The organism is Rhodococcus sp. USK13, assembly GCF_018343855.1.
GTDB lineage: Bacteria > Actinomycetota > Actinomycetes > Mycobacteriales > Mycobacteriaceae > Rhodococcus_F > Rhodococcus_F oxybenzonivorans.
Window position 1 is genome coordinate 6023016 of record NZ_CP069242.1, and the last position, 22219, is coordinate 6045234.

Consider the following 22219-nt stretch of genomic DNA (forward strand, 5'->3'; position numbering starts at 1 on the left):
CGTCGCTCGGCGTCCAGGCGGGCCGTGTCCGAGAACAACGGCCCGCCCAAACGAATCGACTCAGTCCTCGAGTTCTTCCTTCTCGGCCCGGCGGCGGAGCCTGCGCGCGGCCGCCACCAGATTGCGCAGCGAGGGTTCCAACTGCCAGTAGTGACGGGTCTTGAGACCCCCGTCGGGGTTGGCCCACAGCCGCTCGAGAGAGACGGATTCGCTGGCCTCGGTGAGCAGTTCGTCCAGCTCGTCGATATCGGGTATCCGGGCCGACCTGCTCTCGTACACACCGGGACCGACCCCGTGAGTCAGCGCCCGTTCCTTGAGAGCATCGAGCACCCAGGTAATGGACCGGGTGGCCACGATGGCAGTGACGTCCGCGTCGAGGCGCTCGATGGCATCGACGACCGACGCGCGGCTCGTGTAGGTGAGGTGAGTGTGGATCTGCGTCTCAGGCTTGGCACCACCGGTGGCGAGGCGGAACGCATCGACAGCCCACTCGAGATACGCCTCACGACCGTCCTCGCGCAGAGGCAGCAGCTCACGGATGGCCGGCTCGTCCACCTGGATGATCGCGATACCCGCGGCCTCCAGATCGGCGATCTCGTCGCGGATCACCAACGCCAGCTGGTCCGCCGTTTCGTACAACGGCTGATCTTGGCGGACGAACGACCGCGCGATCATCGTGACCGGACCGGTGAGCATGCCTTTGACCGGCTTGTCCGTCAAGGACTGCGCGTACGAGATCCACTCGACCGTCATCGGCTTCGGCCGCGACACGTCCCCGTAGAGGATCGGCGGACGCGTGCATCGCGAACCGTAGGCCTGCACCCAGCCGTTGTGGGTGTACGCGTAACCCTCGAGCAGCTCCGCGAAGTACTGGATCATGTCGTTGCGCTCGTGCTCGCCGTGCACCAGCACGTCCAGACCGATGTCTTCCTGCAACCGGATGGTGTTCTCGATTTCGGCCTGGATCCGCTTGTAGTACTCGTCCCACTCCAGGCGTCCCTCCCCCAGCTCGTAGCGAGCCTGACGGATCTCGGTCGTCTGAGGGAACGAGCCGAGAGTCGTCGCGGGAACCAGGGGCAGATTCAGCCGCTCCTGCTGCGCGACGCGCCTCTCCTCGTACGGGACCCGGACACGGTCGGACGGCGTGATGGCATTGACCCGGGCACGCACGGCGTGCTTGAGCTTGAAGTGCACCGAGGTGGGGCGCTTGCGCCACTTCTCCGACGGCCCCTCGGTGAGAGCCTTCGCGAGCGACACGACCTCACCGACCTTCTGCTTGGCGAACGCCAGCCTGTCTGCCACATCGCCTTGGATGTCGTACTCGGACAGCACGTCGTAGGGAACGTGCAGCAACGACGTGGACGTCGAGACCACGAGATCCGGCACGACGTCCTTGATCGTGTTCAGGTACGTCAGGGTGTTGTACCGGTCGACCCTCCACACGTTGCGGCCGTCGACCACACCGGCGTAGATGCGCTTGCGCCGAATGCCTGGGATCTTCGCGAGGTCATCGGCGCTCATCCGGCGGCTGACCAGGTCGAGACCGAGAGCCTCGACCTTGGTCGCAGCGAGGAGGGCGAGTGCTTCACCCAGGTGTCCGTACGGCCCGGTGACGAGGATGCGGGGACGCAGCGGCGCGTGCGACAGCTTTTCGTAGGCACGCGCGAGCGCGGCCAGCTCCTCGGGGGTGCGGTCTTCGGTGAACGACGGTTCGTCGAGCTGGACGCACGTGGCGCCGGCCTTCGCGAGCTGCTCGAACAACAGCTCGTACTCCGGCAGGATTTTGTCCAGCAGGTCGAGCGTCGAGAAGCCGTGCCGTCGGGACGTCGGCCCCACCTTCGACAGGAGCAGCAGCGACACCGGGCCGAGCACGACGGGACGCAGTTCGATTCCGCGCGCCTTCGCCCGTGCGAACTCGTCCATCAGCGTGTCCGAACGCAGGGAAAAGGTGGTGTTCTCGTCCAGTTCGGGCTGGCGGTAGTGGTAGTTGGTGCCGAAGAAGCGCACCAGCTCGAGAGGCGGGAAGTCGGGCCGGCCGCGACACATCGTGAAGTAGAAGTCCAGCGGATCCAGGTCGCTTTCGAGCGCGGCGAACCGCTCGGGCACCGCACCGAACAGCAGCGCGTTGTCGAGTACGTGGTCGTAGTACGAGAACGTGTTGCCCGGGACCTGGGTCAAACCGGTCGCGGCGAGCTCACTCCACGTCTCTTCCTGCAGGTCCCGCCCGACGGCGACGAGTTCTGCCTTCGTGCTGGTGCCATGCCAGTAGGACTCGAGGGCGCGCTTGAGTTCGCGGTGCGGCCCGATGCGGGGATACCCCAGGATGCTGGATCCGTATGTTGCGGTGCTGGACATGCGGTCGACCTTTCTGGGCTCAGTCCGGGGGCGGAAAGCACCGCGGACTCGATGCACCTGTGCGCCTCTCACAACCGGGGTCGTGAAAGGCGCACAGGGTAGTCGCCTACCTACCTTCTAGCTTGCTTTCTTGCTGGCCCGGCCGTTCTCGGCGTACTCGTAGAAGCCGGCGCCCGCCTTCTTGCCGACAAGTCCCGCCTCGACCATGCGAAGCAACAGCGGCGGTGCCGAGTACAGGGGCTCCTTGAACTCCTCGTACATGGAGTCGGCAATGGACTTGACCGTGTCCAGACCCACCAGGTCGGTCAGCGCGAGCGGACCCATCGGGTGTGCGAGGCCGAGCACCGTTGCCTTGTCGATGTCTTCCTTGGTGGCGAACCCCGACTCCACCATGCGAATGGCGGAGAGCAGATACGGCACCAGCAGGGCGTTGACGACGAAGCCGGAACGGTCCGCGGAGCGGACGACCTGCTTGCCCAGCACATCGCTCGCGAAGGCCTCGGCCCGCTCGGCCACCGCCCTGCTCGTCTTGAGCGTGGTCACGAGCTCGACGAGGGGAAGCACCGGAACAGGGTTGAAGAAGTGCATCCCGATGACCCGTTCCGGGGACTTCGTGGCGATGCCCAGCTTCATGATCGGGATCGACGACGTGTTGGATGCCAGCACGGCATTCGGATCCGTCACGACCGAGTCGAGCTCGGCGAAGATGTCACTCTTCACCTTCTCGTCCTCGACGACGGCCTCCACGACGAGCTGGCGGTCCGCGAAATCACCGAGATCGGAGGTGAACCGCAGCCGCCAGGCCGCCTGTTCACGTTCACGTTCGGTGATCTTGCCGCTGCTCACGCCGCGGTCGAGCGAACGCAGGATGCGTGAGCGCCCTGCAGCCGCAAGCTCACGGGTCTGCTCGAACACCAGAACATCGACGTGCGCGCGAGCGCACACCTCTGCGATTCCGGCGCCCATGATCCCGGCGCCGATAACGCCGACGCGCTGAATTTTGTCGCTGGTCACGTCGTCAGCTCCTTTTTCGTCTAGTGGAGTCGTCGCCCCGGGAGGGGCCCTGGAACAGGCCCCTCCCGGGGGTCGGGATTGATCAGGTCACACCGTGATCGGTCGAATCCTTGTTGTGGACAAGGCTCAGTGGAACTGACCCTCTTCGGTGGAACCCTTCAGAGCAGCCGTCGACGTGTTGGGGTCGACCGTGGTGGCGATGCTGTCGAAGTAGCCGGCACCCACCTCACGCTGGTGCTTGATGGCGGTGAAGCCACGCTCCTCGGCGGCCTTGAACTCGCGCTCCTGCAGGTCGACGAAGGCGGTCATGCCCTCGCGGGCGTAGCCGTGGGCCAGGTCGAACATGCCGTAGTTGAGCGAGTGGAAGCCGGCGAGGGTGATGAACTGGAACTTGAAGCCCATCGCGCCGAGCTCCTTCTGGAACTTCGCGATGGTCGAGTCGTCCAGGTGCGCCTTCCAGTTGAAGGACGGCGAGCAGTTGTAGGCGAGGAGCTGGTCCGGGAACTCGCTGCGCACGGACTCGGCGAACCGCTTGGCGACCTCGAGGTCCGGCACGCCGGTCTCCATCCAGATGAGGTCGGCGTACGGCGCGTAAGCCTTGGCGCGAGCGATGCAGGGCTCGATGCCGTTCTTGACACCGAAGAAGCCCTCGGCGGTGCGGGTGCCGTCCAGGAACGGCTGGTCGCGCTCGTCGACGTCCGACGTGATGAGGGTCGCGGCCTCGGCGTCGGTGCGTGCGATGACCACGGTGGGAACGTCCGCGACGTCGGCCGCGAGGCGAGCCGAGGTCAGGGTGCGGATGTGCTGCTGCGTGGGGATGAGCACCTTGCCACCGAGGTGGCCGCACTTCTTCTCCGACGCGAGCTGGTCCTCCCAGTGCGAACCGGCGACACCGGCCGCGATCATGGCCTTCTGCAGCTCGTAGACGTTGAGTGCACCACCGAAGCCGGCTTCACCGTCGGCGACGATCGGGGCGAGCCAGTTGTCGACGGACGTGTCGCCCTCGACCTTGGCGATCTCGTCGGCGCGCAGCAGCGCGTTGTTGATGCGACGCACGACCTGCGGAACCGAGTTGGCCGGGTAGAGGCTCTGGTCCGGGTAGGTGTGTCCGGACAGGTTCGCGTCACCGGCGACCTGCCAGCCGGAGAGGTAGATGGCCTTGAGGCCTGCACGAACCTGCTGAACGGCCTGGTTGCCGGTCAGCGCGCCCAGCGAGTTGATGTAGTCCTCGTTGTTCACGAGGTCCCAGAGGATCTCGGAACCACGGCGTGCGAGGGTCTGCTCTTCGACAACGGTGCCCTGGAGCTTGGTGACCTGCTCCGCCGTGTAGTTGCGGGTTACTCCCTTCCAGCGCGGGTTGGTGTCCCAATCCTGCTGAATCTCAGCTGCGGTCTTCGGGGTGCCGGTGGTCGACATCAAGACTCCATCTCTTCGATCTGCTGGTCCGGTACGGATGTACTGCTTCACATCCTTGCCAGGCCCTTCCTAGTTACTCATCGAGAATGACACACACAAAAAGTGCCGTCTACCTGTTGCTACTGCCAATCTTCGCTAGCTTTTCATCGAGCCTTGCAAACTTTGCGAAGAAGGAATGGGTCACGACCTGCCCCGTCAGCGAGGAAAGATACCCGCCAGTAGTAAGAACGTGCAGGTCGCGAACACAATGCACGCAACCCCTCGTACACAGGTAATTACGCCCCTGCGGCCCGCACCTCCCCGCCGCGGCACACCCCTCGAGGCGCCGGTTGTGATGGCAATCACCGATCGGGCCGGATGCCGCCGGTCGCGGCCGTTACCGCGCTCGCGTCCGATGGCTGGCCCCCGGCGTCGGGGGCGAATGTACCTTTCGGCGCGTCCACAGCGCCGGAAGGTACGTTCGCCCCCGGACCACAGCACCCGCGAAGGCTGCGAAGCCCCTCTTGCGAACCCCGCGAACCCTTCGTAGGCTGGGGAAATGTCGAAGACCTTCGTCGGTACCCGGTTGCGTCAGCTCCGCACCGAACGAGGCATGAGCCAGGCAGCACTGGCCAAGACGCTGGAAATCTCCGCCAGTTACCTCAACCAGATCGAGCACGACGTCCGGCCGCTCACCGTGCCGGTCCTGCTGCGCATCAGCGAGGTGTTCGGCGTCGACACCACCTTCTTCGCCTCCCAGGACGACACCCGCCTGATCGCCGAGATGCGCGAGGTTGCCCTCGATCAGGAGATGGGAATCGACGCCGACGCTCAGGAGATCGCGGACATGGTGGCGTCGCATCCAGGCCTGGCGAAGGCCATGGTCAACATGCATCGCCGGTTCCGCAACACCACCGCGCAGCTGGCGGCGGCCACGGAGGACCGGTTCAGCGACGGCAGCGGCAGCGGTTCCATCACGATGCCGCACGAAGAGGTCCGGGACTACTTCTACCAGCGTCAGAACTACCTGCACGAGCTCGATACTGCTGCGGAAGAGCTCACCGCCCGCCTGCGTTTCCACCGCGGCGACGTGGGTGGTGAGATCGCCCGCAGACTGGAAACGGTGCACGACGTGCAGATCGTTCGCCGCATCGACCTGGGCGAGAACGTGCTGCACCGGTACGACCCCGAGTCGCGGGTGCTGGAGATCTCGCCGCACCTCTCGGGCGGACAGCAGGTGTTCAAGTTCGCCACCGAGCTCGCCTACCTGGAGTACGGCGACCTCCTCGACAAGATGGTGGCGGAGGGCGGCTTCACCAGCGACGAGTCGGTGGCGCTGGCCCGGCTCGGACTCGCCAACTACTTCGCCGCCGCGACGGTGCTGCCCTATGGGCAGTTCCACGACGTCGCCGAGGATTTCCGTTACGACATCGAGCGCCTGTCGGCGTTCTACTCGGTCAGTTACGAGACGGTCTGCCACCGCCTCTCCACCCTGCAGCGGCCGAAGCTGCGCGGGGTCCCGTTCATGTTCGTGCGCGTCGACCGCGCCGGGAACATGTCGAAGCGCCAATCCGCCACCGGCTTCCACTTCTCCACGAGCGGCGGCACCTGCCCGCTGTGGAACGTCTACGAGACGTTCGCATACCCCGGCAAGATCATGAACCAGATCGCGCAGATGCCCGACGGCCGCCGGTACCTCTGGGTCGCCCGCACCGTCGAGCGTCGTGCCGCCCGCTACGGGCAGCCGGCCAAGATCTTCGCGATCGGGCTCGGCTGCGAGATCAGACACGCGCACCGCCTGGTCTACGGCGACGGACTGGACCTCGACGAGTCGAATCCCGGGACGCCGATCGGAGCCGGCTGCCGGGTGTGCGAGCGGGTCAACTGCCCACAACGGGCGTTCCCGCCCCTGGGCAAGCAACTCGACATCAGCGAACACCGCAGTTCGGTGTCCCCCTACCTCATTCGGTGAAGTACTGCACTTTCCGCCGCGCACCGCCGGCCCTGTGAGCGCTTGTTCACACGTCTGTAATTCGCGACACGAACACGTCACCGACAGACATTCAGGCGCAACAACCGCGGCTTAATGTTCGCCCCACGAATACACCTCTGTATACGTGGGGCGGATACATCCGTTCCGGAATACGGGGTTCCCACCTCCTCCGACGGAAAGGCCCGTACATGCGCACCTTCTCCAAGCGCGCCCTCGCTGCACCGACCGCGCTCGCCGCCATCGGGCTCGTGCTGACCGGTTGTGGCAGCAAGGCATCCGACACGGCCACGGAGTCCACCGCGGCATCCTGCGTGGACACCTCCGGGGACACGATCAAGGTCGGGTCGTTGAACTCGCTGTCCGGAACCATGGCCATCAGTGAGGTGACCGTCCGGGATTCGATCGCGCTCGCGGTCGACGAAATCAACAGCGCGGGCGGCGTGCTCGGCAAGAAGATTCAGATCGTGGCCGAGGACGGCGCCTCGGAACCCACCGTGTTCGCCGAGAAGGCCGAGAAGCTGATCAGCAGCGACTGTGTCGCAGCGGTTTTCGGTGGCTGGACCTCGTCGAGCCGCAAGGCGATGCTTCCGGTGTTCGAGGACAACAACTCCCTGCTCTACTACCCCGTCCAGTACGAGGGTCTCGAAGATTCGAAGAACATCTTCTACACGGGTGCCACCACCAACCAGCAGATCGTTCCTGCCCTCGACTACTTGAAGGAGAAGGGCGTCACGTCGCTGTACCTGGTAGGTAGCGACTACGTGTTCCCGCAGACCGCGAACCGCATCATCAAGGCCTACGCCGAGGCCAACGGCATCGAGATCAAGGGCGAGGACTACACGCCGCTCGGTTCCACCGACTTCTCCACCATCATCAACAAGGTTCGCTCCGCCGACGCCGACGCCGTGTTCAACACGCTCAACGGAGATTCGAACGTCGCGTTCTTCCGGGAGTACAAGAACGTGGGGCTGACCGCCCAGGACATGCCCGTCGTGTCGGTGTCGATCGCGGAGGAGGAAGTCGGCGGTATCGGGGTCCAGAACATCGAAGGTCAGCTCACGGCCTGGGACTACTACCAGACCATCGATTCGCCGGAGAACAAGACGTTCGTCGACGCCTACAAGGCGCGGTACGGCGCAGCCAAGCCGACGTCGGACCCGATGGAAGCCGCCTACACCTCCGTCTATCTGTGGAAGAACACCGTCGAGAAGGCGAATTCGTTTGCTACGGCCGATATTCAGGCAAATGCGGACGGAGTGGCGTTCGACGCCCCCGAGGGGAAGGTCACGATCGACGGTTCCAACCACCACATCAGCAAGACAGCCCGAATCGGTGAGATCCGGGGAGACGGCCTGATCTACACGGTGTGGGATTCCGGCACCCCGATCGAGCCGGACCCGTACCTGACGTCCTACCCCTGGGCCGAGTCGCTCGGTAGCTAGCACCACGTCCGACGAGTAGAGGGAGAGAGGACATGCATCCATGGATGTAGTGATCGGGCAGTTGTTCACCGGGCTGAGTATCGGATCCATCCTGTTGCTCGCAGCGCTGGGACTGTCATTGACGTTCGGTCAGATGGGCGTCATCAACATGGCCCACGGCGAGTTCATCATGGCGGGCTCGTACACCGCTTACGTTGTGCAGCAGGTGATCTCGAGCGCCACCGGATCCCTGTTCGTCTCTCTACTCGTCGGCTTCGTGGTGGGTGGTGCCATGGGCGTCCTCCTCGAGGTCACTCTGGTCAAACGCATGTACCACCGGCCGCTCGACACCCTGCTGGTGACGTTCGGTGTGGGCTTGATCCTGCAGCAGCTCGCGAGGGACATCTTCGGTGCGCCGGCAGTCAACGTCGTCGCACCAGGGTGGCTCTCGGGCGGTGTGGAGATTCTGGGAGCTGTGGTCCCCAAGACACGTCTGTTCATCCTCGTGCTCGCCGTCGCGTCGGTGGTGGCACTGTCGCTGGCACTGAAGAGATCGTCGATGGGTCGTCGTATTCGGGCGGTCGTGCAGAACCGCGATCTGGCCGAAACGAGTGGAATCTCCAGTCGCCGTACCGATGTGACGACGTTCTTCATCGGATCCGGTCTCGCCGGTGTCGCGGGTGTGGCGCTCACCCTGATCGGTTCGACCAGCCCGACCATCGGTCAGAGCTATCTCATCGACGCCTTCCTGGTGGTCGTGGTCGGCGGTCTGGGGCAGATGAAGGGTGCGGTGATCGCCGCGTTCGCGCTCGGCCTGCTGAACTCGTTCATCGAGTACTCGACCACGGCGTCGATCGCCAAGGTCATCGTGTTCGTGGTCATCGTGGTGTTCCTCCAGGTTCGGCCACAGGGCCTGTTCGCCGTCAAGACGAGGAGTCTCGTATGAGCATCCTGACGAGTGGCCGTTACCGTGCGTGGGCGGGTTTCGCGATCGCCGCCCTTCTCCTCTTCGTTGTCGCCCCTGCCGTTCTCAGTGATTTCCGGTTGAGCCTGCTCGGGAAGTTCCTGTGCTTCGCGATCGTCGCGGTCGGTATCGGCCTCGCGTGGGGCCGCGGGGGGATGCTCACCCTCGGGCAGGGCGTGTTCTTCGGGCTCGGCGCCTACATGATGGCCATGCATCTGAAGATTTCCGACGCCCAACTCCGCGGCGACACCGTGCCTGACTTCATGCAGATTGCCGGCATCCGCGCCCTGCCCGGATACTGGGTGCCGTTCACGTCGCCGGTCGTGACGGTGCTGGGCATTCTGCTGATCCCCGGACTCGTCGCGTTCGCGCTGGGTCTCGGCGTGTTCAAACGCCGGGTGAAGGGCGCGTACTTCGCGATCCTCAGTCAAGCACTCGCTGCCGCGTTCGCGATCCTGCTCGTCGGGCAACAGACCACCGGCGGCAGCAACGGCCTCAACCGGTTCCGCACCTTCTTCGGTTTCAACCTGAACGATCCCGCCAACAAGCAGATGCTCTTCTTCATCACCGCCGGTGTTCTCCTCGCGGTGGTGGCGATCGTGCGGCAACTGATGAACAGCCGCTACGGTGAACTGCTCGTCGCCGTACGTGACCAGGAAGAGCGTGTCCGCTTCCTCGGGTACGACCCGGCGAACATCAAGCTCGTCGCCTACGTGACCGCCGCCTTCTTCGCCGGGATCGCGGGTGCGCTGTTCGTGCCGATCGTCGGCATCATCTCCCCCGCCGACGTCGGAATCGTTCCCTCGATCGCCTTCCTGATCGGGGTCGCCATCGGTGGCCGCGCCACCCTGCTCGGCCCGGTTCTGGGTGCGATCGGTGTCGCATGGGCGCAGAGTGCCTTCTCCGAGTCCTTCCCCTCCGGATGGATTTACGCCCAGGGCCTACTGTTCATCGTGGTGGTCGGATTCTTCCCGGCCGGTGTGGCCGGCCTGTTCGCACTGCTGAAACGCAGGCAGAAGGCGTCCCCCGACGAACCTTCCTCGCCCGGACCGGAGGACGACACGGAGTCGACGGAACGAATGGAGATGGCGCGATGACTACGTCCACCACGTCCAAGGAACCTGTGCTCGGCGGCAACGCCGGGATGTCCAGCGAGTACCTCGAGGTGCGCGATCTACGCGTCAGCTTCGACGGGTTCAAGGCTGTCGACGGCGTCGATCTCACTCTGTTGCAGGGTGATCTGCGGTTTCTCATCGGACCTAACGGTGCGGGCAAGACCACGCTCGTCGACGCCATCACCGGGCTCGTCCCTGCGACGGGATCGGTCACCAAGTCCGGTGTCGAGCTGATCGGCAAGAAGGTGCACCGCATCGCCCGGCTCGGGGTGGGACGCACGTTCCAGACTGCGAGTGTGTTCGAGGAGTTGACGGTTCTCCAGAATCTGGACATCGCCGCGGGTGCGGGCCGCTCGGCACTCACCCTGCTGCGCCGCCGCAAGACGGTGCTCCCCGCCATCGAGGAGGCTTTCGAGGTCACGGGTCTCGGCAGCCTCCGCGACACCCCTGCCGGGATTCTCGCGCACGGACAGAAGCAGTGGCTCGAGATCGGCATGCTGCTGGTGCAGAATTGCTCGGTTCTCCTGCTCGACGAGCCGGTTGCCGGGATGAGTTCCGAGGAGCGGGAAGAGACGGGAAACCTGTTGCGCCGCATCGGCGGTGAGCGGACCGTCGTCGTGGTCGAGCACGACATGGATTTCATGCGCGCGTTCGCGACGTCGGTGACCGTGCTGCACGCCGGGAAGGTGCTGAGCGAGGGAACCGTGGAGCAGGTGCAGGCCGACCCACGTGTGCAGGAGGTGTACCTCGGGACCGCCGCGGCCGGCGCCGCTCCCGAGTTGCAGCCCGACGTTTCGAAGGAGGACAGCGATGCTCGAGCTTGACGACATCCGGGCCGGGTACGGCCGGACCGAAGTAATCCACGGGGTCTCGCTGACGGTGCCGTCGGACGGCGTGGCAGCGGTGATGGGTCACAACGGCGCGGGCAAGACGACGCTTCTGCGGGCTGCGGTCGGACTGATCAAGGTCGATTCCGGGCGGGTGCTGTTCGACGGCGAGGACGTGACGGCGCTGCGCCCGAGCGCCCGCGTGGCGCGCGGCCTCGCGTACGTCCCGCAGGGCCAGCAGTCGTTCGGGCAGCTGACCACCGCCGAAAACCTCCAAGTGGTTGCCGACGGCCGCAAGCGCGGAAAGGAACTCATCGGGGAGGCACTCGATCTCTTTCCCGCATTGCGTGGCCTTCTCGAACGACGTGCCGGTCTCCTCTCGGGTGGTCAGCGTCAGCAGCTGGCCATTGCCCGGGCGCTCATCACCGAGCCGAAGATGTTGATTCTCGACGAACCGACCGAGGGCATTCAGCCGTCCGTGGTCGCGGAGATCGAACGAACGATCATGGAGCTCACGCGTCGGGGCGGGCTCGGCGTCCTGCTCGTCGAGCAGCACATCGGCTTTGCGCTCGAATCGGCGGAGCGCTACTACGTGCTCGAGTCGGGGCGGGTCACGTCGTCGGGTGCCGGTGGCGCCGCACCCGAGTCCGACGTGCGTACCGCGGTGTCCGACGTCCGCGCGGCAATGGCCATCTGATGGCTCGCCGAGAATCAGCCGGTCCACTCAGCGACCAGGTGTACCTTGCGCTGCGGACGGATCTGATGAGCGGACGAATTCCGCCCGGACAGCGTCTCGGCGAGGAACGCCTCGCCGAGACGTACGGCGTGTCCCGGACGCCGGTACGGGAGGCTCTGGCTCGTCTGCTGGCGGACGGGCTCGTGCAACGCGATGTGGGTGGGCTCTTTCCGTACCGTCCGCGCATCGACGAACTCGCCGGGCTCTACGAACTCCGCATCACGCTCGAACTGCAGGGCATCGCACGGGTCAGGGACGACGAGTCGAGGCAGCACGACCCCGACGTCCTGGGACCCGAACTCGACAAGTGGTACGCCCTACGCAAGGACACTCCGGAGCCCGACGCCGGATTCGTGGCACTCGACGAGCAGTTCCACACCGTTCTGCTGCGGGCTGCGGGCAACACAGCATTGTCGGACGCCCTCGTCAACGTGAATGCGAAGGTACGACCGGTGCGGATGTTCGACTACCTCACCCCCGACCGCATGACTGCGACCATCGACGAGCACATCTCGGTGGCAGAACTGACGCTGGATCGCAAACTCGATGCCGCCTACGACACGCTGCTGGCGCACATCAGCGAGTCGCGAGAAGTGGTGATCGAACGCGCCGAACAGGCGCTTTCGCTGGCGCGGATGGCGTGGGCCGTTCGGGATTGAGCCGCGTTCCCCTCGCGTGGGATCCCTCTTCTCGACCGAGAAGCCGAGCGAGTGCTAGCGTCTTGCTACCGCTCGGTAACACAGTCTCGACGGAAGGGAGCGGCATGAGCGCACGCATTCCACCAGGACGGCTGAAGGAGCTCGGACCGGTCAACTGGGTGTTGTTGCGGATCCTTTCGACTGTCGCCGGTGTTCCCGACGCGCATCTGTTCAGCACGGTCGGCCGCGCGAGGGGCCTGTTCCGGGCGTGGCTGCGCTACTCCAGCAAGTTGATGCCGGGCGGAAAAATCTCCCGACACGAGACCGAACTGATCATTCTCCGCGTAGCTCATCTGCGGAAGTGCGGGTACGAGATGGATCACCACGTCCGTCTCGGACGCCGCGCCGGCGTCACCCCGGCCCTTCTCCAGCAGGTGCTCGACGGTCCGGACGCCGAGGGCTGGGATGTGCGCCGCCGCGCCATCCTCACGGCCGTCGACCAACTCGTCACCACCGACAATCTCGACGATGCCGCGTGGTCGGCGCTCAGCGCCCACTTCGACGACCGCCAGCTGATCGAGTTCTGTTTTCTGGTCACGCAATACGACGCGCTTGCCACGACCATCGGCACATTGCGGATCGAGCGGGACTACTCGTAGACGCCCCGGTCCGGTTCGCTCCCCTTCGCTACGCCGGGCGGACGGGCTGCCGGAGAACCGTCCGGAGTTTCGCCGGTGCCGTCCGCCGGGGGTCGCTGAGGTAGATCTCGTGATGATCGCCGTTGAAGACCAGTCCGTGCTCGGGCATGAACTCGTCGTGTAGTCGGGCGAGGGTAGGCGCCTCGTCGTCGTAGGAGCCGAGGTGCAGGATCTGCACGCTTGCGCCTTCGACGAACGTGAGCGGGCGCAGCAGATCGAGAGCGGGAAGCTCCTTCTTGGCGGCGACCACCGACCGTGTATCCTCGATGTCGGTCGTGGTGATCCAGTCGGGTTGCACGACCATCATGGTCCAGTCCCAGCTGTCCTTGTCGCGGGTGATGAAGCTGCGTGGGTCGGCGGCACGCCACAGACCTTCGAGCGGACCGACGACGAAATCGCGACCGTGGGTGATCTTGCTGGCGAATTTGATCGTGTAGGCGGTGGCATACAGCGCCTCGACGGCGGCGGCGTACTCGGGTGAGGTGTTCGGGTCGCCATGTCCGTCCACTGCGATATAGGTCAGCTCCGGGACGTCGACAAGAGCGAACCGTCCGGCGCTCGGCGCGTACAGCGCCTTGCGCTCCTTCTTGCAGTCGTACTTGTCCACGGTGGCGCCTTTCCTGTTTCTGCATTTCTGCAGTCGGTGTCTGCGAATGTCGGCCTTGTCTGCGCTGAAGTCTGCATCGATACTCACCGACTGAGCGTGACGCACCGCGCCACAGCTCGACCGAGTGGACATCGCACAGAGATGGGGATCGACGAATGACGGACACCGCCCAGAGAACCAGCTCCGAAAGAGGACTGGCACGGGTCGCCCAGTCACTCGCCGCCTGGACCGAGAAGTGGTTTCCGGACGCCTACGTTTTCGCGCTGGCCGGTGTCGTCATCGTGGCCGTCGCCGCTCTGGCCAACGGCTCGTCCCCGCACGCGGTCGTCGATGCTTTCGGTGACGGCTTCTGGGATCTCACGGCTTTCACCCTGCAGATGGCCATGGTGGTGCTCACCGGATACGTCGTGGCCACCTCGCCCCCGGTTGCAAGGCTGATCGACCGGCTGGCCACCGTGCCGCGCACCGCCAGCAGTGCGGTGAGTGTCGTTGCATTCCTGTCGATGTCGGTGTCCTTCCTGAACTGGGGACTGAGTCTCGTCTTCGGTGGTCTGCTGGCCCGTGCGATCGCCCGCCGGACCGATCTACGCGTGGACTACCGCGCGCTCGGCGCAGCGGCCTTCATGGGACTGGGGGCCGTGTGGGCGCTCGGCATGTCCTCTTCGGCTGCGCAACTGCAGGCCACTGCAACCTCGCTGCCTCCGGCACTGCTGAAGATCACCGGCGTCCTCGACTTCGGTGACACGATTTTCACGTGGCAGTCATTGCTCATGTGTGCCATTATCACCGCGCTGACCGTGGCTATTGCGCATTTCTCCGCGCCGAGGGGTGCCGCCATCAAGACTGCCGAAGAATTAGATGTCGATGTCGACGACCAGCCCGCCGAGGTGGCGCCGCGCTCACGGCCGGGAGAGTGGCTCGAGTACAGCCGTATCCTGCCGGTCCTCGCCGCCCTGATGACGCTGGGATGGTTGGTCTCTCAGCTCGTCACGAAGCCGGTGCTCACCGTTGTCAGCAGTTTGAATGGATATCTGCTCGTATTCCTCATGCTGGGGCTGGTGCTGCACGGGACACCCCGCAAGTTCCTGCAAGCTGTCACTCTTGCTGTACCGGCCACGGCCGGTATTCTCGTCCAGTTTCCCCTCTATGCCGCGATGGCCGCGATCCTCACCGAGGCCGAGGGCAACGGGGGTCTCACCATCTCGGAACACCTTGCGGAGTTCTTCACGAACATCGGGGGCGGCGGGAGTTTCGCGGTCGTCATCGCCCTCTACACCGTGGTGCTGGGGGTCTTCGTCCCGTCCGGCGGCGGAAAATGGCTGGTCGAGGCCCCATATGTCATGCAGGCGGCCACCGACGTCCAGATGAACCTGGGCTGGACGGTTCAGATCTACAACGTGGCCGAGGCACTGCCCAACCTCGTCAATCCGTTCTTCATGCTGCCGCTCCTGGCGGTGCTGAAGCTGCGCGCGCGCGACCTGGTGGGATTCACATTCTTGCAGTTCATGTTCCACCTGCCGGTGGTTCTGCTCCTGGTGTGGCTACTCGGGATGACATTCGACTACGTGCCGCCGGTAGTACCCACGCCATGACGGCGCGCGAGAGGTTCTACTAACCCACCCTTTACCGCGAGAAATCTCCGCGCAACACGCCGTCCTTAGCGTATACAAGCATGTCCACAGGGATGAATACGCCGCCGGTCGAGTACTCGTTCGACACGCTCCTCGTAGCGAATCGGGGCGAGATCGCTTGTCGCATCATGCGCTCGGCGCACATTCTGGGACTCAAGACGGTGGCGGTGTATTCCGACGCCGATGTGGCGGCTGCGCACGTCGAGATGGCCGACATGGCAGTGCGACTCGGACCCGCTCCCGCAGCCGAGTCGTATCTACGCGCCGATGCCGTCGTCGAGGCTGCGCTGGCCACCGGCGCGGGCGCAATCCATCCCGGGTACGGGTTCCTCTCCGAGAACGACGCCTTCGCCACCGCAGTCGAGTCGTCGGGCATTGCCTTCGTGGGTCCCACACCGGAACAGCTCCGAATTTTCGGGAACAAGCACACCGCCCGGGAAAAGGCTCTGGCCGTGGGGGTTCCACTCGTTCCGGGCAGCGGCCTCCTCGATTCGGTGGATGCGGCGCTGTCCGCAGCCTCGGATATCGGATACCCGGTGATCATCAAGGCAGTCGGTGGCGGCGGCGGAATCGGTATGCAGGCCTGTTTCGACGCCGGCGACCTCACGGAAGCGTACGACCGCGTCCAGCGGCTGGCCGAGGCGAACTTTTCGTCTTCCGGTGTGTTCCTCGAACGCTTCGTCGCCCGGGCGCGGCACATCGAAGTGCAGGTTTTCGGTGACGGCCTCGGACGTACCCTCAGCCTCGGCACACGCGACTGCTCGCTTCAGCGGCGCCATCAGAAAGTGATGGAGGAGGCTCCCGCACCCGGACTGCCCGATGACGTCGTCGAGCGATTGCTGAGTTCGTCTCGCATGCTGGCGTCGTCCGTCGACTACCGATCCGCAGGGACGGTCGAGTTCGTCTACGACGTGGATCGCGGCGAGGCGTCGTTCCTCGAGATGAATACCCGCTTGCAGGTGGAACATCCGGTCACCGAGGAAGTCACCGGTATCGATCTGGTCGAGTGGATGCTGCGGCTCGCACGAGGAGATTCGTCGATGCTCGAGAGCCTCCCCGACACCGGACCGGACATCGTCGGTACCGCGGTGGAAGCCCGGATCTACGCCGAGGACCCGGGCCACGACTATCGCCCCAGTGCGGGGCGGCTCACCGGAGTCGAGTTTCCTGCCCACACGCGGGTGGAGACGTGGGTCGACACCGGCACCGAGGTGAGCCCGTACTACGACCCGATGCTCGCCAAGGTGATCACTCGAGGGCATCGGCGCACCGGTGCGTTCGCCGCGTTGGCCGAGGCCCTGTCCGACACGCACATCTACGGAATTCAGACGAACCTGCCGCAGCTGCGGCGAATCTGTTCTGCCGCAGACGTTCTCGACGCCGTCCATACCACCGACTTTCTCACCGACTTCCGTTCCACCGGCCGTCGTATCGACGTCCTCCGGGCAGGGACCATGACCACCGTGCAGGACTATCCAGGCCGCACCGGGCTGTGGAGCGTCGGCATTCCGCCGTCCGGACCGATGGACGACCTTTCGTTCCAGCTCGTGAACTCCGCCGTCGGCAACCCTGCCGGGGCGCCGGGCCTCGAATGCACCCTGCAGGGTCCGCGACTCGAGTTCTCCGATGCCACCCTGATCTGTGTCGGCGGCGCGGATGCACCGGTCACGATCGACGGCGATGCCGTCCCGTTGTGGGAGCCGGTCGAGGTGCCCGCCGGTTCCATTCTCGACATCGGCGGTCCCACCGACACCGGTCTGCGCACGTACCTCGCCGTCCGCGGCGGCATCGACGCGCCGCTCTTTCACGGCAGCGCTGCCACTTTCCCGCTCGGTGGTTTCGGCGGCATCACCGGTAAGGCGGTTGCCACCGGGGACGTACTCGGAATCGTCGACGACACCGGCGGCCTGGGCACTCCACACCCCGTTCCGACGGAGTCGCGTCCCCACTGCACTCACCTGTGGCATCTGGCGGTCACCGAGGGTCCGCAGTCTGCGCCGTCGTACTTCACCGAATCCGACATGGCGCAGTTCTACGGCACCACCTGGAAGGTGCAAACGCACGCCAATCGCACCGGTCTCCGCCTCGACGGACCCAAACCCACCTGGTCGCGAACCGATGGTGGCGAGGCGGGACTACACCCGTCGAACCTGCACGACAACCCGTACAGCGTGGGTGCCCTCAATGTTTCCGGTGACACGCCGATCCTCCTCGGTCCCGACGGCCCGAGTCTCGGTGGCTTCGCCTGCCCGCTCACGGTCGTCAGCGCCCACCGGTGGAAACTGGGGCAGATCCGGCCGGGTGACGGGGTGCGCTTCGTGGCGGTGTCCGAATCCGATGCGCACGAACTTCGACGATCCGATTCCTTTCGCGCTCTGGATGTTCCGCGAGGAATCCGGACTCCTGCCCAGGCAGACGGAGGCGTTCTGGGGCGAACCGGGCCCGTACTGGACCGCCCCGCGGTGGCATACCTTCGCGGCGGGGACGACAACATCCTCGTCGAATACGGTGAACAACAACTCGACCTCGGACTCCGGATGCGGGTGCACGCGCTGTCGGAAGAGTTGATCCGACGCGGGGTGCGCGGCATCATCGACATCACGCCCGGGGTGCGGTCGCTGCACCTGCATTTCGACCCGGACGTCCTGCCCGGTGGCCGCCTACTCGACATCCTGCAGGACATCGAGGAACTGCTGCCCGCCACGCACGACCTGGTCGTGCCGAGCCGAACTGTCCGGTTGCCGTTGTCCTTCGACGACCCGTCCATCGCGGAGGCGATCGACCGCTACCGCAGCGGCGTCCGGGACGAGGCTCCCTGGCTGCCCTCCAACACCGAATTCATCCGGCGCATCAATGGGTTGGACAGTGTGGACGACGTGCGCGACACCGTGTTCGATGCCGAATACCTGGTACTCGGGCTCGGTGACGTCTACCTCGGTGCCCCGCTGGCCGTGCCACTCGACCCCCGGCACCGCCTGGTCACCACCAAGTACAACCCGGCACGCACCTGGACGCCGTCCGACGCCGTCGGCATCGGCGGAAAGTACCTGTGCGTCTACGGCATGGAGTCGCCGGGCGGCTACCAGTTGATCGGTCGCACGGTACCCATCTGGTCCGGTTACCGGCAGCACCGCCCCTTCGACGAGGGCACACCCTGGATGTTCCGGTTCTTCGACCGCATCGTCTGGGAACCGGCGACCCCGGAGGAACTGCAGAAGTACCGCGAGCAAGCCGTGGCTGGCCGGTTCGATACCGAGATCTCCGAGGGCACCTTCGCACTCGCCGATCATCTGAAGTTCCTGACCGACAACGCCGAGTCGATCGCAGCGTTCAACAGCAGACAGTCGGCGGCTTTCGACGCCGAGAAGTCTGCGTGGCGTGCGTCCGGTGAATACGACCGTGTCGAACCGCCACTCCTCCCCGAACAGCCGCTCCTCGACCTGCCACCCGGTGCGGTCGTCGTCGAAGCTCCGCTGGTGGGCAGCGTGTGGCGAGTCGAGGTCGAGGTCGGGCAGCGTGTCCGGCTCGGCGACAACGCCGTGGTGCTCGAGGCCATGAAACTGGAGATGCCGGTGCCTGCAACCGCCTCCGGAACGGTTCTGCAGGTGCTTGTTTCACCGGGATCGATAGTCGAGCCCGGCGCCCCCCTCTTCGTGATCGGAGCAGAGAACTGATGAGCGTGAGTGTCGATGCCAGCAAGCTGGAGCCCACCAGAATTACCCTCTCGCCCACCGAACGCGTCGACGACGCCTTCCGGCGGATCGCCGCGGTGGACCGTCCGGAAATCTGGATCACACTTCGGCCCGCCGAGGACGTCTACGCCGACGCAGCCGCCATCGAATCGAGAATCGCTGCAGGCGAATACCTCCCGCTGGCCGGACAGATCCTGGCAGTCAAGGACAACATCGATGTCGCGGGACTGACTACCACGGCGGGGTGCCCCGAGTTCGCCTACGTGCCCGACCGCACCGCGACGGCCGTCCGCCGACTGGTAGATCAGGGTGCCATCGTCCTCGGTAAGACGAACCTCGACCAGTTCGCCACCGGCCTGGTGGGCACGCGCAGTCCCTATGGGGCGGTGCGCTGCTCGTGGGACCCCGAGCGGGTGTCCGGTGGTTCGAGCTCCGGCTCGGCCGTCGCCGTGGCCCTCGGCATCGCCGACATCGGGATCGGCACGGACACCGCCGGTTCGGGTCGGGTGCCGGCGGCCTTCAACGGTCTCGTCGGTATCAAGGCCACGCTGGGTGTGATCCCCGCGGACGGCGTCGTCCCCGCCTGTGTCGACTACGACTGTGTCACGGTGTTCGCCACCGAACTCGACGCCGCCGCCGCCGCGGCCCGGATCATGGCGGGGCCGGCGTCGAGGGACCCGCGCAGCAGGGCTTGGCCTACCGACGTGAGGTTGGCGGCACCTGCGCAGCCACGGGTCGCCGTCCCGCGCGACGAGGACCTCACCGCGCTCGGCGCCGACTACCGGCAGGCATTCGACGACACGGTACAGGCGTTGACCGACAAAGGCTTTCGCGTCGACACGGTAGACATCTCCGCGCTGCTCGACGCTGCCCGGCTACTCTACGACGGAGCGGTCGTCGCGGAACGGTACACCGCCGTCGGACGGTTCCTCGACACGGCGCCTGCCGGGGCGGATCCGGTCGTGACCGCCATCGTCGGGTCCGCGAGGCGGCCGGCAGGGCACGAGTTGGTGGCCGACCTCGACACCCTCGTTCGTGTCAAGGCGCAGACCCGGGATCTCCTTGCCGGCTTCGACGGGCTACTCCTGCCGACCACCACCGAGCACCCGACCATCGCCGCGGTCCAGGCCGAGCCGATCGACATCAACCGGCGAATGGGCACATACACGAACTTCTGCAACCTGCTCGACATGGCGGCCGTCGCGGTACCCGGCATGCCCACGGCGGCGGGTGAACCGTTCGGGGTGATGTTCGTGGTGCCCGGTTTCACCGATCAGGTTGCCGTCGACCTCGCTGCCCGGCTTACCGGTGTTCCCGCGCCGGCGTTGGTCGAGGACGGTGTCGAGCTCGCCGTATTCGGGGCCCACCTGCGCGGGCAGCCTCTCCATTTCCAACTCGAGGACCTCGGTGCCCGTTTCGTGGACACCGTCACCACCACCGACGCGTACCGGCTCACCGCACTCGCCACCACACCCCCCAAACCCGGGCTGGTGCGCCGGGGCCCCGACACGGGCGCACCCATCGTCGGAGAGTTGTTCCGAGTCTCCCCCGCCGGATTGGGACGATTCCTGGCGGCACTTCCGGCGCCGATGGCACTGACCAGTGTCGAACTGTCCGACGGCCGCGCCGTGGTGGGCTTCAGCTGCACCCACGACGCGGTCGACGGGGCCACGGACATCACCGAATTCGGTAGTTGGGTGGCCTACCTTGCCGCTTCGCGTCCCGTGAGTACTTCTTAACCGCGGGCGGTTTGTTGAGTCTGGGGACATGTGAGACAGATGATGTCCACCCAGATGTGAGACACGCTGCTGTCGATTGAGGTGTGAGGCACCCGACTGGTCGTGGACTTGGTTCATGACCGGAACGGAAGCCGTCATGGAACTGCTACACGCCTTGCTGGTGGTCTCCCAGACCACCGGCGCCGACATGTTCGACGGGAACTTCGCCCGCTGGTGCACCGACCACGGGATCTCCCGCGCCACCGCCTACCGGCACAAGAAACGGATCGAGGAGGACGGCCGGTGGACCGCCCGGTCCCGCCGGCCCTCTTCCTGCCCGCACGCCACCGCGTGGGAGGTGGAGGCCGAGATCGTGCGGCTTCGCCTGAACCTGCCCCATCACGAGCGCGGCGCCGACACCATCGCCTACCACCTGAACGCGGTCGCCGAGAAGCAACACTGGTCCGAGCAGGGCTGGACCATCCCGTCCCGGGCCACGATCAACAAGATCCTCTCCCGCTACCACCTGGTGATCCCCGAGCCGAAGAAACGCCCGAAATCGTCCTACCGCCGGTTCTGCTACCGCAAACCCCGCGACTGCTATCAGATCGACGCCACCGAACTCCGGTTGGCGACCGGGGCCAAGGCCACCGTCTTCGAGGTCCTCGACGACTGCACCCGCACCCTGGTCGCCACCCGGGTCGCGGACGCCGAGACCGCCGCCGGGGCGATCGCGGCGATCACCGCCGCGTTCACCGACTTCGGCGTCCCGGCACTGGTGCTCGCCGACAACGGCAGCGCGTTCACCTCCCGCCGCACCAGGGGCGGCACCTCGGGCTTCACCCGGGTCGTGGAGCGGGCCGGGGCCCGGCTGATCCACTCCACCCCGTACCACCCGCAGACCTGCGGGAAGGTCGAACGCCACCACCGCACCTTCAAGCAATGGTTGGCCACACACCCCACCCAACCGACCACTCTGATCGAACTGCAGCAGCTCTGCGACACCTACCAGCGGTTCTACAACACCGACCGCCCGCACAGTGCGGTCAAGATGCCGCCGCGGCAGGCCTGGCAGAACGCGCCGCTCCTCGGTGGGCCACAAGCACTTCCGATCCAACACGACGCCACCGTGCACGCCCTGATCGTCTCCTCCGCCGGCACCGTGTGCGTCGACTCCCACACCCGCCTGAGCGTCGGCCGGCGCAGAGCCGGGCAGACCATCACCCTGCTGCGCGACGACGACCACGTCACCGCCTACACCGCCGACGGCAACCTGATCGGACACCTACACCTCGACCACACCAAGCGCTACCAAGGACAACTTCAACCCGTCTAAAATCTGTCTCGCATCTACGTAGACACCCGTGTCTCACATCAACGTAGACAGCACAAACCGCGGGCGGTTAAGAAGTACT

The 22219-nt window shown here is 65.5% G+C and carries 16 protein-coding genes; 12 read left to right on the forward strand and 4 right to left on the reverse strand.

Annotation, left to right across the window (positions count from 1 at the left end; genetic code table 11):
* Positions 1–60 precede the first annotated feature (60 nt).
* From metE to aceA, 3 genes are all read right to left on the reverse strand, one after another.
* The gene (metE, locus tag JQT59_RS30290) at positions 61–2355 is read right to left on the reverse strand and encodes a 5-methyltetrahydropteroyltriglutamate--homocysteine S-methyltransferase (protein ID WP_213573156.1); all 2295 of its coding nucleotides are present in this window, start codon (positions 2353–2355) and stop codon (positions 61–63) included.
* A 117-nt stretch (positions 2356–2472) separates the two neighbouring features.
* Entirely contained in the window at positions 2473–3369 is an 897-nt protein-coding gene (locus tag JQT59_RS30295; RefSeq protein ID WP_213573157.1) for a 3-hydroxybutyryl-CoA dehydrogenase, read from the reverse strand.
* 126 nt (positions 3370–3495) lie between these two features.
* A complete protein-coding gene (aceA, locus tag JQT59_RS30300; protein ID WP_109327738.1) occupies positions 3496–4785 on the reverse strand; it encodes an isocitrate lyase in 1290 nt (429 codons plus the stop codon).
* A 538-nt stretch (positions 4786–5323) separates the two neighbouring features.
* Between aceA and ramB the strand changes: the two genes are divergently transcribed.
* From ramB to JQT59_RS30340, 8 genes are all read left to right on the forward strand, one after another.
* Entirely contained in the window at positions 5324–6736 is a 1413-nt protein-coding gene (ramB, locus tag JQT59_RS30305) for an acetate metabolism transcriptional regulator RamB (protein ID WP_109327734.1), read from the forward strand.
* Positions 6737–6945: 209 nt separating this feature from the next.
* A complete protein-coding gene (urtA, locus tag JQT59_RS30310) occupies positions 6946–8199 on the forward strand; it encodes an urea ABC transporter substrate-binding protein (RefSeq protein WP_109327731.1) in 1254 nt (417 codons plus the stop codon).
* A gap of 40 nt (positions 8200–8239) precedes the next feature.
* Entirely contained in the window at positions 8240–9124 is an 885-nt protein-coding gene (gene urtB, locus JQT59_RS30315; protein ID WP_109327729.1) for an urea ABC transporter permease subunit UrtB, read from the forward strand.
* Entirely contained in the window at positions 9121–10239 is a 1119-nt protein-coding gene (gene urtC, locus JQT59_RS30320; protein ID WP_213573158.1) for an urea ABC transporter permease subunit UrtC, read from the forward strand. Before urtB ends, urtC begins: the two co-directional genes overlap by 4 nt.
* Positions 10236–11081, forward strand: coding sequence for an urea ABC transporter ATP-binding protein UrtD (urtD, locus tag JQT59_RS30325; protein ID WP_213573159.1), 846 nt, complete (start codon positions 10236–10238; stop codon positions 11079–11081). Before urtC ends, urtD begins: the two co-directional genes overlap by 4 nt.
* The gene (gene urtE / locus JQT59_RS30330; protein ID WP_208962389.1) at positions 11068–11781 is read left to right on the forward strand and encodes an urea ABC transporter ATP-binding subunit UrtE; all 714 of its coding nucleotides are present in this window, start codon (positions 11068–11070) and stop codon (positions 11779–11781) included. The genes urtD and urtE overlap by 14 nt, the downstream gene beginning before the upstream one ends.
* On the forward strand, positions 11781–12479 hold the full coding sequence (locus JQT59_RS30335; protein WP_213573160.1) for a GntR family transcriptional regulator: 699 nt from the start codon (positions 11781–11783) through the stop codon (positions 12477–12479). Before urtE ends, JQT59_RS30335 begins: the two co-directional genes overlap by 1 nt.
* A 104-nt stretch (positions 12480–12583) precedes the next feature.
* Positions 12584–13117, forward strand: a complete 534-nt coding sequence (locus JQT59_RS30340; RefSeq protein ID WP_213573161.1) for a carboxymuconolactone decarboxylase family protein — start codon at positions 12584–12586, stop codon at positions 13115–13117.
* Between the two features lie 28 nt (positions 13118–13145).
* Here the strand turns inward: JQT59_RS30340 and JQT59_RS30345 are convergent, their stop codons facing one another.
* Complete coding sequence (locus tag JQT59_RS30345) at positions 13146–13763, reverse strand: GyrI-like domain-containing protein (protein ID WP_213578228.1); 618 nt, start codon at positions 13761–13763, stop codon at positions 13146–13148.
* A gap of 155 nt (positions 13764–13918) precedes the next feature.
* Between JQT59_RS30345 and JQT59_RS30350 the strand changes: the two genes are divergently transcribed.
* From JQT59_RS30350 to JQT59_RS30365, 4 genes are all read left to right on the forward strand, one after another.
* A complete protein-coding gene (locus JQT59_RS30350; protein ID WP_213573162.1) occupies positions 13919–15355 on the forward strand; it encodes a short-chain fatty acid transporter in 1437 nt (478 codons plus the stop codon).
* Between the two features lie 80 nt (positions 15356–15435).
* Positions 15436–19068: an urea carboxylase gene (uca, locus tag JQT59_RS30355; RefSeq protein ID WP_213573163.1), complete on the forward strand. Its 3633-nt coding sequence runs from the start codon at positions 15436–15438 to the stop codon at positions 19066–19068.
* Positions 19068–20825: an allophanate hydrolase gene (gene atzF / locus JQT59_RS30360; protein WP_213573164.1), complete on the forward strand. Its 1758-nt coding sequence runs from the start codon at positions 19068–19070 to the stop codon at positions 20823–20825. Before uca ends, atzF begins: the two co-directional genes overlap by 1 nt.
* A gap of 115 nt (positions 20826–20940) precedes the next feature.
* Entirely contained in the window at positions 20941–22140 is a 1200-nt protein-coding gene (locus JQT59_RS30365) for a DDE-type integrase/transposase/recombinase (RefSeq protein ID WP_249353954.1), read from the forward strand.
* Positions 22141–22219: the final 79 nt, after the last annotated feature.